The organism is Herbidospora sp. NBRC 101105, from assembly GCF_030269205.1.
Classification (GTDB): domain Bacteria; phylum Actinomycetota; class Actinomycetes; order Streptosporangiales; family Streptosporangiaceae; genus Herbidospora; species Herbidospora solisilvae.
Genome location: NZ_BSSX01000007.1, coordinates 340,393 through 354,197, shown reverse-complemented (window position 1 = coordinate 354,197; position 13,805 = coordinate 340,393). Strand labels below are relative to the sequence as shown.

13 protein-coding genes are annotated in these 13,805 nt (G+C 71.1%); 9 read left to right on the top strand and 4 right to left on the bottom strand.

Annotated features, from left to right (window positions below; translation table 11 throughout):
- Window positions 1-30: 30 nt before the first annotated feature.
- On the top strand, window positions 31-2,811 hold the full coding sequence (locus tag QSK34_RS28370; protein ID WP_285588374.1) for a discoidin domain-containing protein: 2,781 nt from the start codon (window positions 31-33) through the stop codon (window positions 2,809-2,811).
- 66 nt (window positions 2,812-2,877) lie between these two features.
- On the opposite strand, the gene QSK34_RS28365 is transcribed toward QSK34_RS28370, so the two are convergent.
- Together QSK34_RS28365 and QSK34_RS28360 are read right to left on the bottom strand one after the other, a co-directional pair.
- A complete protein-coding gene (locus QSK34_RS28365) occupies window positions 2,878-4,185 on the bottom strand; it encodes a lanthionine synthetase LanC family protein (protein WP_285588372.1) in 1,308 nt (435 codons plus the stop codon).
- A 32-nt stretch (window positions 4,186-4,217) separates the two neighbouring features.
- On the bottom strand, window positions 4,218-6,332 hold the full coding sequence (locus QSK34_RS28360) for a HelD family protein (RefSeq protein WP_285588371.1): 2,115 nt from the start codon (window positions 6,330-6,332) through the stop codon (window positions 4,218-4,220).
- Between the two features lie 241 nt (window positions 6,333-6,573).
- On the opposite strand from QSK34_RS28360, the gene QSK34_RS28355 reads away from it, so the two are divergent.
- Both QSK34_RS28355 and QSK34_RS28350 read left to right on the top strand, forming a co-directional pair.
- Entirely contained in the window at window positions 6,574-7,452 is an 879-nt protein-coding gene (locus tag QSK34_RS28355; RefSeq protein WP_407929418.1) for an alpha/beta hydrolase family protein, read from the top strand.
- A 114-nt stretch (window positions 7,453-7,566) separates the two neighbouring features.
- On the top strand, window positions 7,567-7,983 hold the full coding sequence (locus QSK34_RS28350; RefSeq protein WP_285588369.1) for a hypothetical protein: 417 nt from the start codon (window positions 7,567-7,569) through the stop codon (window positions 7,981-7,983).
- 5 nt (window positions 7,984-7,988) lie between these two features.
- On the opposite strand, the gene QSK34_RS28345 is transcribed toward QSK34_RS28350, so the two are convergent.
- On the bottom strand, window positions 7,989-8,513 hold the full coding sequence (locus tag QSK34_RS28345; RefSeq protein ID WP_161481980.1) for an STAS domain-containing protein: 525 nt from the start codon (window positions 8,511-8,513) through the stop codon (window positions 7,989-7,991).
- Window positions 8,514-8,640: 127 nt separating this feature from the next.
- On the opposite strand from QSK34_RS28345, the gene QSK34_RS28340 reads away from it, so the two are divergent.
- The 5 genes from QSK34_RS28340 to QSK34_RS28320 all read left to right on the top strand — a co-directional run bounded on the left by QSK34_RS28340 (window position 8,641) and on the right by QSK34_RS28320 (window position 12,819).
- Window positions 8,641-9,885: a sensor histidine kinase gene (locus QSK34_RS28340; protein ID WP_285588365.1), complete on the top strand. Its 1,245-nt coding sequence runs from the start codon at window positions 8,641-8,643 to the stop codon at window positions 9,883-9,885.
- The gene (locus tag QSK34_RS28335) at window positions 9,876-10,520 is read left to right on the top strand and encodes a response regulator (protein ID WP_285588363.1); all 645 of its coding nucleotides are present in this window, start codon (window positions 9,876-9,878) and stop codon (window positions 10,518-10,520) included. Before QSK34_RS28340 ends, QSK34_RS28335 begins: the two co-directional genes overlap by 10 nt.
- Window positions 10,517-10,924: a hypothetical protein gene (locus tag QSK34_RS28330; protein WP_285588360.1), complete on the top strand. Its 408-nt coding sequence runs from the start codon at window positions 10,517-10,519 to the stop codon at window positions 10,922-10,924. The genes QSK34_RS28335 and QSK34_RS28330 overlap by 4 nt, the downstream gene beginning before the upstream one ends.
- A 43-nt stretch (window positions 10,925-10,967) precedes the next feature.
- Window positions 10,968-11,462 carry an FBP domain-containing protein gene (locus QSK34_RS28325; protein ID WP_285588358.1) on the top strand — a complete coding sequence of 165 codons (495 nt, stop codon included), beginning with the start codon at window positions 10,968-10,970 and terminating at the stop codon, window positions 11,460-11,462.
- 199 nt (window positions 11,463-11,661) lie between these two features.
- Window positions 11,662-12,819 carry an alginate lyase family protein gene (locus tag QSK34_RS28320; protein WP_285588357.1) on the top strand — a complete coding sequence of 386 codons (1,158 nt, stop codon included), beginning with the start codon at window positions 11,662-11,664 and terminating at the stop codon, window positions 12,817-12,819.
- On the opposite strand, the gene QSK34_RS28315 is transcribed toward QSK34_RS28320, so the two are convergent.
- The gene (locus tag QSK34_RS28315; RefSeq protein ID WP_285588356.1) at window positions 12,816-13,217 is read right to left on the bottom strand and encodes a DUF2000 domain-containing protein; all 402 of its coding nucleotides are present in this window, start codon (window positions 13,215-13,217) and stop codon (window positions 12,816-12,818) included. The two genes, QSK34_RS28320 and QSK34_RS28315, sit on opposite strands and share 4 nt — an antisense overlap.
- A gap of 104 nt (window positions 13,218-13,321) precedes the next feature.
- Between QSK34_RS28315 and QSK34_RS28310 the strand changes: the two genes are divergently transcribed.
- Window positions 13,322-13,792, top strand: a complete 471-nt coding sequence (locus QSK34_RS28310) for an Lrp/AsnC family transcriptional regulator (protein ID WP_202610461.1) — start codon at window positions 13,322-13,324, stop codon at window positions 13,790-13,792.
- Window positions 13,793-13,805: the final 13 nt, after the last annotated feature.

The window sequence follows — 13,805 nt, the reverse complement described above, 5'->3', positions numbered from 1 at the left end:
GCGAGTGCCGCACTGATCGCGGCAGGTGTGGTGGCCGTTCCCAGCCTCTCCGGCACCGCCGCCGCGGCCGCCTCCGCCGACTCCGTGTGGGGCATCCCCGGCCGCGGCGCGACCGTGCCGTTCACCGAGTTCGAGGCCGAGGACGTCGCCCACACCGGCACCGTCATCGGGCCCAGCCGCATCTACACGACGCTCCCCTCCGAGGCCTCCGGCCGCCGGGCCGTGACGATCGACTCCCCGGGCGAGTACGTCGAGTTCACCCTGACCAAGCCGGCCAACGCGATGACGGTGCGCTACAGCATCCCCGACGCGAACGGCGGCCAGGGCCAGACCATCAACGCCGACATCCGCGTCGGCGGCGCCAAGCTCAAGGACATCTCCCTGACCTCGGTGTACAGCTGGTTCTACGGCGGCTACCCGTTCAACAACAACCCGGGTGACACCAACCCCCACCACTTCTACGACGAGACCCAGACCCTTCTCGGCCAGACCTACCAGGCCGGCACGAAGATCCGCGTCCAGGCCCAGTCGAACATCCCCATCACGGTGGACGTGGCCGACTTCGAGGTCGCCCCCGGGGCGATCCAGAGGCCGGCCGGCTCGCTGTCGGTCGACGAGTTCGGCGCCGCCCGCAACTCGTCGACCGACTCCACCGCCGCCTTCCAGGCCGCGGTCGACGCGGGCCGGGCGCAGGGCAAGGAGGTGTACGTCCCCGAGGGCACGTACACCCTCTGGGACCACGTCGTCGTCGACGGCGTCACGCTGCGCGGCGCCGGCCCCTGGTACACCAAGCTGACGGGCCGCCACCCGACCCAGCGCAACCGCGCGGTCGGCATCTACGGCAAGTACGTCTCCGGCGGCGGCTACCAGGGCGGCATCCGCCCCCACGAGGCCGGCGGCCCGAGCCGCAACGTGGTCGTCCGCGACCTGCACATCCTCGGCGACATCCGCGAGCGGGTGGACGACGACCAGGTGAACGCCATGGGCGGCGCGATGACCGACTCGGTCGTCGACAACGTCTGGATGGAGAACACCAAGGTCGGGGCCTGGATGGACGGGCCCATGAACAACTTCGTCATCCGCAACAGCCGGATCGTCGACCAGATCGCCGACGGCGTGAACTTCCACACCGGCGTGACGAACTCGACGGTGACCAACACCTTCGTCCGCAACAGCGGCGACGACGGCCTGGCCATGTGGCCCGACCGGATGGCCAACGTCAACAACACCTTCAGCTTCAACACGGTGATCGCGCCGATCCTGGCCAACAACATCGTCACCTACGGCGGCCGGGACATCAAGATCACCGACAACGTGGTCTCCGACACGCTGACCAACGGCGGCGGCATCCACATCGCCAACCGCTATCCGGGCGTCAACTCCGGCCAGGGCACCGCCGTCGCGGGCACCCACACGGTCGCCAGGAACACCCTGATCCGGACCGGCAACAACGACTACAACTGGCGCTTCGGCGTCGGCGCGATCTGGTTCTCCGGCCTCAACGAGCCGGTCAACGCCACGATCAACGTGACCGACACCGACATCATCGACAGCTCGTACGCCGCCATCCACTTCATCGAGGGCAGCACCCAGACGGTCAACTTCAAGAACGTCAACATCGCCGGCACCGGGACGTACATGATCCAGGCCCAGTCCGGCGCCCGGACGACGTTCGAGAACGTGCGGGCGTCCTACCTCGGCGCGGGGACGGCGATCCACAACTGCGTGGGCGGCTCGTTCGTGGCGACCGACCTGGGCGGCAACTCGGGCTGGTCTCCGAGCAGCACGACCTGCACCGGGACGTGGCCGAACCCGAACTACATCTATCCGGGCGGCGGCGGAGGCAACCCCAGCCCCTCGCCCAGCCCGTCTCCCCCCACCAGCCCGTCGCCGTCTCCGTCGCCCAGCCCGTCGCCCAGTCCGTCGCCGTGTACCAGGACGGCCACGGCGACCAGCCAGAACCAGTCGTTCACGCCGCAGAACGCGATCGACGGGAACGCCGACACGTACTGGGAGAGCGCCAACAACGCCTTCCCGCAGACGCTGACCGTCGACCTGTGCGCACCGGTCAACGTCCAGCGTGTGGAACTGAAGCTGCCGCCCGCGTCGGCCTGGAACACCCGCACCCAGACCATCGCGATCGAGGGCTCGGCCAACAACTCGTCGTGGACGACGCTCTCCGCCTCGGCGGGGCGGACCTTCAACCCGGCCACGGGGAACACGGTGTCGATCAACACCACCCCCGCGACCGTCCGCTACCTGCGCGTCGTCGTGACGGGCAACACCGGCTGGCCGGCCGCGCAGCTCTCGTCGGTCGAGGTCTTCGGCACCCCGGGCACGAACCCGTCGCCCTCGCCCTCACCCTCGCCGAGCCCCACCCCCACCCAGCCGGCCGGGAACCTGGCGCTGAACCGCCCGGCCACCGCCAGCGGCGTCGCCCAGAACTACGGCCCCGGCAACGCGGTCGACGGCAACGCCAACAGCTACTGGGAGAGCACCAACAACGCCTTCCCCCAGACGATCACCGTCGACCTGGGCCAGAACCGCACGGTCGGCCGCGTCGTCCTGAAGCTGCCCCCGGCGACGGCCTGGGCGACCCGCACCCAGACCCTGTCGGTCCTCGGCTCGCAGGACAACTCGACGTGGAACACCCTGTCGGCCTCGGCCGGACGGGTCTTCAACCCCGCGAGCGGCAACACGGTGACCATCACGTTCACCGCGAGCAGTCAGCGTTACCTGCGCCTGAACGTCACCGGCAACACCGGCTGGCCGGCGGCGCAACTGTCCGAGTTCGAGGTGTACGGCTCCTAGCTCGGACCACGTGACCGGCGCCCGGGAGGAGGGAGGACGCCCCTCCCCCCGGGCGTCAACGTGTGTCTAGAGGGAGTCGGCCGGGACCGGGATCGCCGGGAACGGGTTGTCCGGCAGCAGGATCACCCGCCGGGCGTCCCGCCCGTCACGGGCCGCCGCCAGGTGCAGCAGCGCCGCGCCGATGCCCGCCGCCCCCACCATGTAGCCCGTGTCGGCCGTGATCTCGTGGGGCCGCAGCCGCCGGTAGGCCTGGTACCAGCGCATCCCTCGCCCGTCGTCGCGGGTGGCGCGCTCGATCAGGTCGTCGCCCAGGTCGCCCGCCACGTCGAGGTACTCCTGGGTGCCCGTCGCGGCCCACAGGCCGACGAAGAACTCGATCAGCCCGGCCGCGCCGCAACACTGGCATGCCACGTTCCAGTAGCCCTCGCTGCGGCGTTCGGGGACGCCGCTGTTGATGACGCCGCGGGCCAGGCGCTCGACCCAGTCGAGGTCGCCGGGGTCGCCGGTCACCCGGTAGAGCTCGTGGAACAGCCGCGCCACCCCGGCCGAGCCGGAGCAGAAGCCCAGGTAGTTGAGCGCCCGCGCGTGGGGCACGTGGTGGGGCACCAGGGCGCACTTGTCGCTGACGGAGCTGACCATCCGGACGAAGTCGGCCGCCCGGCGGGCCGCCGCGAGGAACATGCCGTCGCCGGTCACGCCGTAGAGGCGGGCCATGAGGAAGCCCGATCCGGCCGTGCCGGAGAGGAAGCCGGGGGTCACCGCGTCGACCGGGAGGTCGCCGCCCTCGCCGCCGAACTGGTGGCCGGGCACGACCTGCCCGGCGATGGTGCGGCCGGTCATGACGGCGACCTCTTCGAGGTCGTCGCGGCCGAGCATGCCGGCGATGTGGAGGAGGCCGAGGGCGATGCCGCCGTCGCCGCGCTGCGACACGTCGCCGGTCCAGGTCAGGCCCTCTCTGGACGGCCGCTGCGCGGCGAGCACCCGCTCGGCGATGCGCTCGGCGGCTACCTGGTGGGTCGCGTCGCCGGTGGCCCAGTAGGACTCGGTCAGCGCGAAGACCAGGCCCATCAGGCCGTGGTAGAAGGTCGGGTCGGTGATCGTGCCGGAGACGGTGACCAAATGGTCGGCCCCGGCGAGGGCGTCGTCGAGGTAGGACTGGTCGCCGGTCGCGGCGGCCAGTTCCAGGTAGAACAGGACGATCCCGGCGGCGCCCGAATAGAGCGTGGCGGAGTGGCCGGCGTTGGCGGATCGGCCGCCGGGGTCGGGGTTGGCGAGCCAGTGGTGGCCGTGGTCGTCGTCGACGGCGGCGTCGCGGATCCACCGGGCGGCGTGGATCGCCGCGGTGACCGGCGTGTCGGCTTCCGTCCGCCCCATGTCGCCTCCCGGTATTTCCTACAAGGATAGTCCTATTTAGCGAGCCCCGCGAGCGGCGGCGGCAGCTCTCGCTCATGGATCAGCACCAGGCGGCGGGTCGCCCTGGTCATCGCCACGTAGAGGTCGCGACCGGCCAGTTCCTCGGGCCACACCACGATGACGCCGTCGAATTCGAGCCCTTTTGAGGTCGTCACGGTCAGCAGCGCCACCGGCGAGTCCAGCGGATCGAGCGTAACGGCTTCCGGGACCAGCGACGCGACTTCCGCATGGCGATCACCGGACGTGATGATCGCCAGCCGGCCCTCCCCGTCGGCGAGCAGGTCGTCGGCCGCGGCGGCGATCTCCGCCCTGAGCACGTCGTTCAGCCCGGACCGGGTGGCCTTGACCACGCGGGGCGGCTCCTCGGGGGGACGTACCGAAATCGGGGGTTCCTGGTCGGGGGCGACCTCTTTGAGGACCTCGGCGGCGGCGTCCATGACGTCCTTGGGGGTGCGGTAGTTGACGGTGAGGCGCTCCCCGCGCCAGGAGACGTAGGGGTCGAGCATCTCGCCCCAGCTCGTCGCGCCGGCCGGGGAGCCGGTCTGGCCGATGTCGCCGACGATGGTCATCGAGCGGGTCGGGATGCGCCGCATGATCATGCGCCAGGCCATCGCGGAGAGCTCCTGGGCCTCGTCCACGATCACATGGCCGTAGATCCACTTGCGGTCGCGCTCGGCCCGCTGGGCGGTGGTGACCTCCTCGCCCGGGGTGGCGTTCCAGTCGGCCAGCAGCGCCGCCTCGACCTCCTCGACGCCGGTGACGGTGAGCACCTCGCGGGCGAACAGCTCCTGCTCGGCCCGGTCGTCGTCGCGCCGCGCCGGAGCGGGCTCCTCGCCGAGCAGCTCGGCGGCCTCGTCCAGAAGGGGGATGTCGCCGATCGTCCACGGGTCGCCGGGCGCCTTGCCGAGCATGCCCCGCACGAGCTCCTGCGGGGTGACGACCGGCCACAGGGCGTCGATGGCCGCCCTGACCGGGGGTTCGTGCCACAGGACCTTCCTGATGTACGCCAGCTCGTCGTCGTCGGCCGGCCGGTCGAGTTTGGCCGTCTCGTCGATCGCCAGGGCGCGCAGCAGGTCGAGGACCACCAGCTTGCGGGCCACGTTGTGGGGGCGGCCCGACCTGCGGGCCCGGTCGCGGGCCTGGACGCAGAGGTGGTGCGGGACCACCAGGTCCATGCCGTCGACGTGGATCTCCAGGTCGCCCTCGGGCACCCGCTGCCGGTCGGCCACCGCCCGCGCGACCGCCTCGACCATGCCGAGGTCGCCCTTGATGACGGCCTGGAACGGCTCGTCGTCGGCCGTGGCGGTGACGCCGGGGAACAGGTCGCCGACGCCGGCCAGCACCACGTCGGTCTCGCCCAGCGAGGGCAGCACCTGGCTGATGTAGCGCAGGAAGGTCGTGTTGGGGCCGACGACCAGGACGCCGCGGCGTTCGAGGGTCTCGCGGTAGGCGTACAGGAGATAGGCGGCGCGGTGGAGGGCGGCGACGGTCTTGCCGGTGCCGGGGCCGCCCTCGACGACGAGGGTGCCGTGCAGGCCCGACCGGATGACCCGGTCCTGCTCGGTCTGGATGGTGGCCACGACGTCGCCCATCCGGCCGGTGCGCCTGCGCCGGAGGGCGGCCAGCAGGGCGGCCTCGCCGACGAAGCCGCCCTCGACGTCCTCGCGGTCGAGGTCGAAGACCTCGTCGTCGACGCCGACCACGGTGCGTCCCCTGGTCCGCAGGTGGCGGCGGCGCACCAGCGTGCCCGGGTAGGAGGGGGTGGCGGCGTAGAAGGGCCGGGCGGCGGGGGCCCGCCAGTCGACCAGGATCGTCTCGTGGTCGTCGTTGCGCAGTCCGACGCGGCCGATGTAGAGGGTCTCCTCCAGGACGTCGTCGATGCGCCCGAAGCACAGGCCGCGCTCGACCGCGTTGAGCTGCGCCAGCCGCCGCGCGTGCTCCTTGGCCGACACCTCGCGCTCGACCCGCGCCTGGTGGGTGCCGCCCGAGGTGCCCTTGGCGTATTCGGCCCTGAGCGCCTCGGCCGTCCGGCGCCGGACGGTGTCGAGCCGGTCGTAGAGCTGGGTGATCCGACTCTGCTCCAATTCGAGCACTTGACGATTGGCCACGCGAGTGCTATCCTCTCCAACGGAGCTATGTGATTTGTGCGGCGCAAAGGCTGCGACTCACCAGGATAGCTCCTTTTTTCATGCCCGCATCCGGCGTCGCCCGACCGGTGATTTCGCCGATGCGCGGCCCCCGGTTCGCTCCTGACTATGGCGCAGTCAGCAATTCCGACAGGGCCGTCGTGCGGAGCCGGAAACGTGCCCGCAACACCAGCGGCCCTTCCGAGAACCGGGAGACACCCCCTTGCGACCCCACTTCTCCTCCCGACTGTCCCGCTTCGCCACCGCCGCCCTCGCGTTCACCCTGGCGACCGGGACCGCCGTCACCCTCGCCCCCTCGGCGCAGGCCGCCGGGTTCGAGCGCGGCCCGAACCCGACCAGCGCGATCCTGGAGGCCTCGCGCGGCCCCTTCTCCGTCGCCACCACGAGCGTCTCCTCCCTCGTCTCCGGCTTCGGCGGCGGCACGATCTACTACCCGACCGACACCAGCCAGGGCACCTTCGGCGCGATCGCGATCTCCCCCGGCTACACCGCCCGGTGGTCGAGCCTGGAGTGGTTAGGCCCGCGCATCGCCTCGCACGGCTTCGTCGTCATCGGCATCGAGACCAACTCGACCCTCGACCAGCCCGCAAGCCGCGGCAGCCAGCTCCTGGCCGCCCTCGACTACCTGGTCAACAGCAGCTCCACCACGGTACGCAGCCGCATCGACCGCAACCGCCTGGCGGTGGCCGGCCACTCGATGGGCGGCGGCGGCACCCTCCACGCCGCCGAGGACCGGCCGTCGCTGAAGGCCGCCGTGCCGATCGCGCCGTGGAACCTCGACAAGACCTGGGGTTCGGTCCGGGTTCCGACCCTGATCGTGGCCGGCGAGAGCGACAGCGTCGCCTCCCCGACGTCGCACGCCAGCCCGTTCTACAACAGCATCTCCCAGACGGAGAAGGCGTACCTGGAACTGAACGGCGCCAGCCACTTCTTCCCGCAGACCACCAACACCCCGTTCGCCAAGCAGTTCGTCGCCTGGCTCAAGCGCTGGGTCGACGAGGACACCCGCTACAGCCAGTTCATCTGCCCCGGCCCGAGCGGCCTGGCGATCGAGGAGTACCGCAGCACCTGCCCCGTGTGACCCGGTGTGACCCGGCCGGAGAAGCCCCGTGACGGCGGTCACGGGGCTTTTCCCTTCGCGCCGGAACGCGGCGATCCGGCTGCGGCGGACGCGCCCGGCCTGTATGCCTGTGACGTGATCCGATTCCTCGGCTACGCCGCCATCGCGCTCGTCGTCACCGCCTGCGGCTCCACCGCTCTTCCGAGCCCCCTCCACACCGGCCTGAGTGCCGCGGACGTCGTCAGGGGACTGTCCGAACACGGTGTGGAGGCGCACCTCGGCGCGACCTACCAGGAGGAGGGCGTCAGCGGCGCCTCGTTCCAGGCCGACGCGATCGCCGCCACGGGTCCGGGCGGCGGCCCGGCCGACCTCGCGACCGGCGGGCTGGTCCAGGTCTTCGCGGACACGGCCGCGGCGGCCGAGCACTCCGGGGAGGCCCCGGCGCACACCTACCAGTTGGGGAACGTCGTGCTGCGCGTCTACAAGGGCCTGCCGGAACGGGACGCGCGACGCTACCGGGACGCCCTTGAGGAGGTGCTGCGGCAGGGCTGAGCCCGCTACCGGGCGAAGGCGTCGTCGACCGAGTCGTAGACCTTCAGCCGGGTGCGCAGGCCCAGGAGATCGAACAGGCGGGCCACCCGGGGGGTCAGGCCGCAGTAGGCGGCCGGCCCCCGGCGGTGGGCGTCGAGGAGAACCTGGAGGCCCGCGCTGTCGATGAAGGTCAGGCCCGCGAGGTCGAACACCACGCGTTCGCCCGAACGCTCCCGGACGTAGTCGTGGAACGCCGGTTCGGCCAGGGCGTCGATCTCGCCCCGGACCACGATGACCACGTCGCCCCCACGCCGGTGGGCGGTCACCTGGAAGGTGCGGCCCGACAGACCGGGCTCGCCGTCGTCTTCCGCCGTCAATTCGCGCTCTCTCTCCAGAACGGCCCGCGCGGCCTCGCGGAGGTCCACCCCGCCGCTCCACTCCGCCAGGTGCGCCAGATGATGGGCGGCGGCGTAGCGGCGTTCGGCCGGGTGGGCGGCGCGCTGCCGCTGGTCCTGGCGGACACGCTCGGCGGCACGACGATGATCCTCCACATTCCCCACTCTTTCACTCATCCCCGACGCCCGCCACATCGGCGTCGCCGGGGTGGTGCCAGCACCACCTTTTTCCCGGATGCCTCGTGGATGGTGACCACCCCACCTGGTCTCTACGGTTGTCCCCATGGCCCTCACCCAGACGCTCACCCCCTGGGACCGGCTGCGGTCCCACTGGGCCGCCCCGGCCTGGCTGCGCACCGCACACGTGGTGACCGGCGCCCCGGTCGCGCTGCTGGCGCTGGCCGTGATCGGCGGCCTGGCGGCCGTCTCGATCATCTTCATCTGGACGATCGTGGTCCCGCTCGTCGCGCTGCCGCTGATGTTCTGGCTGCTGCCGAAGCTGACCGGGCTGCAGCGTGGGCGCTTCGCGGCGTTCCTGTCGGTCGAGATCCCGGCGGCCCGGCGCCGGCCGGGCACCCGGAACCCCATCAGGTTCCTCTACGCCGAGATCCGCGACCCCCGCACCTGGCGGCAGCTCGCCTACCACCTGCTCGCCCCCCTCATCACCGGGGTCGGGCTGTTCGCCATGATCGTGGCCTGGTCGGGGGCCCTGGCCTCCCTCGCGGTGGCCATCGGCTACTGGACCGACCGGGGCACCGTCGAGGGCGAGGGCTGGCTGGTGCTGATCCTCGCGGGGGCGCTGGCGGTGGCCGGGCCGTGGGCGGCGCGGCTGATCTGCTCGGTCGACGAGGTGGCCGCCGTGTCGCTGCTGGGCCCGAGCGCCGCCGACGTGCTGACCGAACGGGTCGAGAGCCTGCGCGAGAGCCGCGCCGAGGTGATCGACGCCGCCGACGCCGAGCGCCGCCGGATGGAGCGCGACCTCCACGACGGCGCCCAGCGCCGGCTGGTGTGGCTGGCGATGAACCTCGGCATGGCCCGCACCACCCTCACCGACCTGCCCGAACCGGCCCGGCAGGTGATCGCGCAGGCCCACGACGAGGCGAAGCTGGCGCTGAAGGAGCTGCGCGACCTGGTGCGCGGGCTCCACCCGGCGGTGCTCGACGAGCAGGGCCTCGACGCGGCGCTGTCGGGGGTGGCCGCGCGGTCCCCGGTGCCGGTGCGGCTGACGGTCGACGTCGACCGGCGGCCGTCGCCGACGATCGAGGCGGTGGCGTTCTTCGTGGTGTCCGAGGCGCTGACCAACGTCGCCAAACACGCCCAGGCCCACGAGGCGTTCGTGACCGTGCGGCGAGAGGGCGACCGGCTGATCGTCGAGGTGCTCGACGACGGCCGGGGCGGCGCCGACCCCGCCGAGGGCTCGGGCCTGCGCGGCCTGATCCAGCGGGCCGGCTCCGTCGACGGGGTGATCACGATCCTCAGCCCCGAGGGCGGGCCGACCACGATCCGGGCCGATCTGCCGTGCGGGTAGTGCTCGCCGAAGACTCGGTGCTGCTGCGCGAGGGCCTCGTCTGGGTGTTCCGGTCGGCCGGCATGGAGGTCGTGGCGGCCGTCGAAGACGCCGAGGGGCTGCTGCGCGCCGCCGAGGAACACCGGCCCGACCTGGTCGTGACCGACGTGCGCATGCCACCGTCCCACACCGACGAGGGCCTGCGCGCCGCCCTGGTGCTGCGGCGGCAGTGGCCCGACCTGTCGATCGTGGTGCTCTCGCAGTACGTCGAGGAGCGCTACGCCGCCACCCTGTTGTCCACGACCACCACCGGGGTCGGCTACCTGCTGAAAGACCGGGTGGCCGACGTGCCCGAGTTCCTCGACGCGCTGCGCCGGGTCGCGGCGGGCGGCACCGCCCTCGACCCCGAGGTGGTCGCCCAGCTCCTGGTCCGCCGCCACAGCGACCCGCTCGACCGTCTGACCCGCCGAGAGAAGGAGGTGCTGGCCTTGATCGCCGAAGGCCGCTCCAACACCGGCATCGCCGAGGCCCTGTCGGTCTCGGAGAGCGCCGTGGGCAAACACATCAACAACATCTTCGCCAAGCTCGACCTGTCCGGCGACGACAAGGACCACCGGCGCGTGCTGGCCGTGCTCCGTTTCCTGAGGGTGTCGTGAACGGGGCGGCGCGGCTGCGCTGGCGGATCGCCGGCGGGGTCCTGACCACCGCGATCCTGGTGTTCGGCGCGGCGGGCTTCGCCACGGCCGCGCTCGACGAGCCGGGTGTCCCGATGGCGCTGGTCGACACCCGCACGACCGAGACCGTCCGCGACGAATACCTCCTCTACGCGCAGCGGTTCGTGCTGGTCGACCGCAGCGGCCCGGGCGTCCCGATCCACGTCCAGCACGGCACGGGCGACCGCGTGATCATCGAACGCGAGACCGTGTGGGCCCGCGACCGGCCTAACCTGTCGCAGTCGTGGGACGGCCAGACCCTGACCATCGACTCCGGCGGCTGCCTGGGCTGCTCGGTCAGCTACCGGATCACGGTGCCGGAGCACATCGAGGTGGTCCGGCGGTGAAAAATCAGGTGAAACACCCTGCGGGGCGGGGTAGCGTCACCGGGTGATTCCGCTGGTAGAACGAGAGATACGTGCCTCGTTCGTGAACTGTTCCAAGGGTGAGGCCTCCCGCCTCAACCTCCCGCGCGACCTGCGTGAGCTCGACTGGGAGTCGCTCGACTTCCTCGGCTGGCGCGACCCGCAGTCCCCCGAGCGGGGCTATCTGGTCGCCGAGCACGGCGGGAAGCTGACGGGCATCGTCATGCGCTTCCCGCAGGGCGTCAAGCGCAGTGTCGTCAAGACGACCGTCTGCTCGGTCTGCGTGACCTCCCACGGCGGCACCGGCGTGGCGCTGTTCGTGGCGCCCCGCGTCGGGGCGGCCGGGCGGCAGGGCAACACGGTCGGCGCCTACCTGTGCTCCGACCTGGCGTGCTCCCTGTACGTCCGGGGCAAGAAGGCCACCGACCGGCTGTCGGGCTCGGAGACGCTGTCGCTGGAGGACAGGGTCGCCCGACTGGTGCTGAACCTCGACGACTTCGTCGCGAAGGTGCTCGCCTAGGGAGGAGACCACCATGAGCAAGCGGACGCCCCGCTTCCAACCCGGCCCCGGGCAGGCCTGAAGCCTCCCGGGGCCTTCTTCATGCCTCGATTTCTTAGGAAACTTTCCTAACCATATTGACCCGGACAGTCAGGACTGTGTTTGATGAGCGCTCAAGAGCGCTCGTCCCACCCGTCTCTTTTCTGTACGGAGTCTGCCGATGGCACGCTCGTTATGCGCACTCCTGGTGCTCTTGTCCGCCCTCGTCGCCACGCCCGCCCAGGCCGCCCCCGCCGTGTTCGCCCATCCGGGCGTCATGGTCAGCCGGGCCCAGCTCGACTTCGTCAAAGGCCGGGTCGCGGCGAACGCCCAGCCGTGGAAGGCCGCGTTCGACCAGATGGCGGCCTCGCCGTTCGCCTCGCTGACCCGCAACCCGACGCCGCGCGCGGTGGTCGAGTGCGGCTCCTACTCCAACCCGAACATCGGCTGCACCGACGAACGGCAGGACGCGCTGGCCGCGTACACGCTGGCACTGCGCTGGTACATCACCGGTGACGCGCGCTACGCGACCAAGGCGATCTCGATCATGGACGCCTGGTCGGCCGTGCTGCGCGACCACACCAACAGCAACGCCCCGCTCCAGTCGGCCTGGGCCGCCTCCACGTGGCCGAGGGCCGCGGAGATCATCAGGTACACCTACACCGGCGGCTGGCCGAACATGCAGCGGTTCGCCACCATGCTGCGCGACGTCTACCTGCCCGAGGTGGTCAACGGCTCCTCCAGCAACGGCAACTGGGAGTTGTCGATGATGGAGGCGGCCATCGGCATCGCCGTCTTCCTGGAGGACAAGGCCGTCTACGACCGCGCCGTCGCCCGCTTCCGGGCCCGCGCGGCGGCCTTCCTGTACGTCGCCGCCGACGGCCCCCAGCCGAAGTATCCGCCGGTGGGCAGCGTCGACACCTACGCCGAGCTGGTGAACTTCTGGCACGGCCAGACCACCTTCGTCGACGGCCTGAGCCAGGAGACCTGCCGCGACTTCACCCACACCGGCTACGGCATCAGCGCCATCTCCCACGTCGCCGAGACCAGCCGCATCCAGGGCCAGGACCTCTATCCCGAGCTCGCCGACCGGCTCCGGCACGCGCTGGGCCTGCACGCCAAGTATCAGCTCGGCACCGCCGTCCCCTCGTGGCTCTGCGGCGGCTCGCTCAAGCTGGGCCTCGGCCCGGTGACCGAGGTGGGCTTCAACGCGCTGAACACCCGCATGGGCATCGCGATGACCAACACCCAGACGCTGACCGAGCGCCAGCGCCCGGCCGGCACGAACTACCTGTTCGTGGCGTGGGAGACGCTGACCCACGCGAGGAACCCGAACTAACGCATCAGGGCCAGGCGCCGGGTCAGCTTCGTGACCGGCGCCTTCGGCCCGAAGACGACCAGGCCGACGTAGTCGATCTCGGCCGCCGGGGTCTCCGCCAGGATCCGCAGGTACTCGCCGTACTCGCGGGCCCGCCGGGCGACCTCGGTGAAGCCGACCACCCGCACCTCCTCCGGCACGGCGTCGTGCAGCTCGCGCAGCGTGTCGCCGGAGGCCGTCAGGACCGGCACCGGATGGGTGTTGAGGCCGGGGTGGACGTTGCCGTCGGCGTCCTTGCCGTCGGAGCCGAGCCATTCGGTCAGCGCGTCGCCGAGGCTGAGGGCCAGCACGGCGGCGGCGTTCACGGCCAGGCCGGCGGGCAGGTCGTCGCGGAGCACCATGACAAGTTTGGTCTCCATCGGTGAACTCCGTTCAATCGATTGCTCAACGCCGACGACTCTAGACATTCATCTGGCGCTCAAGCGTCCCAACCGAACGTATGATCGGCGCTAGGGTCCAATTCATGGATTTGGACGACATAGATTCGGCGATCATCGCCCAATTGCAGCTCGACGCACGGCAGTCGAACCGGGAGCTGGCCCGGCGGGTCGGCATCGCCGCCTCGACCTGCCTGGAGCGGGTCCGCGGCCTCCACGAGCGCGGCGTCATCACCGGCTACCACGCCCGGCTCGACCTGTCGAAGATCGGCCGGAGCGTGCAGGCGATCGTGGCGGCGCAGGTCAGGCCGTCGAGCCGGACCGTCATCAACAGCTTCCACGACTTCGCCTCGTCCCGGCCCGAGGTGCTGGAGGTGCTGGTCGTGGCGGGCGGCGACGACTTCCTGATCCGGGTGGCCGTCCAGGACAACGAGCGCCTGCACGGCTTCCTCATCGACCACCTGGCCAAGCGCAAGGAGGTGGTCGGCTTCCGGACCCTGGTCGTCTTCCAGCACTCGGCGACGACCGCGATCACCCCGCTGTTGACCATGACGTAGCGGCAACGTTTCT